The following is an 806-nucleotide window of genomic DNA, read 5'->3' on the forward strand; positions in this document are numbered from 1 at the left end:
TGCACTTATTCGCTTGTCCCTATAACGTTAGCCTCTCATCATTTGCATAATGAAAGAGCGCTACAGGGATAAGAAAGTACAACGTTGTTGCTTGTTTGTTGATACATACAATCATTACCCATCGATTTGCTTTTTACGGCAAACCGATCAATAAATAATCTTTACTTCTTCCAGATTGTTAAAGAACGAAACAGCTTTGATCGCTAAAAGATCAAACCTAAACCCAAGTCTTGTTGACTGGCTTACGTTTGCGCTTTCGAGTAAAACTTTGGTGGAGGATGACGGGATCGAACCGACGACCCCCTGCTTGCAAAGCAGGTGCTCTCCCAGCTGAGCTAATCCCCCTGTGGGTATTCCATACTGGTAGGTCTGGCTGGACTAGCGTCCACCTTACCCCCGGGTCTGTTTTTGCTGGTAGGGCTGGTTGGACTCGAACCAACGACCCCCGCGTTATCAACACGGTGCTCTAACCAGCTGAGCTACAGCCCCAACGCGGAACTACTACGACTACTGTTTCTTCTTAATTAAACAGCCGATAAGTGTGAACATTTGATGCGTGAACCATTTCTGATTCGTGCAAACTCTAGAAAGGAGGTGATCCAGCCGCACCTTCCGATACGGCTACCTTGTTACGACTTCACCCCAGTCACGAATCCTACCGTGGTAAGCGCCCTCCTTGCGGTTAAGCTACCTACTTCTGGTAAAACCCGCTCCCATGGTGTGACGGGCGGTGTGTACAAGACCCGGGAACGTATTCACCGCGACATGCTGATCCGCGATTACTAGCGATTCCAACTTCATGCAGT

General features: G+C 48.4%; 2 tRNA genes and 1 rRNA gene. All 3 read right to left on the bottom strand.

Going from position 1 to position 806, the window contains the following annotated elements:
• Nucleotides 1–269 precede the first annotated feature (269 nt).
• Nucleotides 270–345: transfer RNA gene (locus CSQ93_RS28505), tRNA-Ala, on the bottom strand.
• A gap of 67 nt (nt 346–412) precedes the next feature.
• A tRNA-Ile gene (locus CSQ93_RS28510) sits at nt 413–489 on the bottom strand.
• 98 nt (nt 490–587) lie between these two features.
• A 16S ribosomal RNA gene (locus CSQ93_RS28515) occupies nt 588–806 on the bottom strand; the annotation flags it as partial.

This window comes from Janthinobacterium sp. BJB426 (assembly GCF_002735705.1).
GTDB lineage: Bacteria > Pseudomonadota > Gammaproteobacteria > Burkholderiales > Burkholderiaceae_D > Janthinobacterium.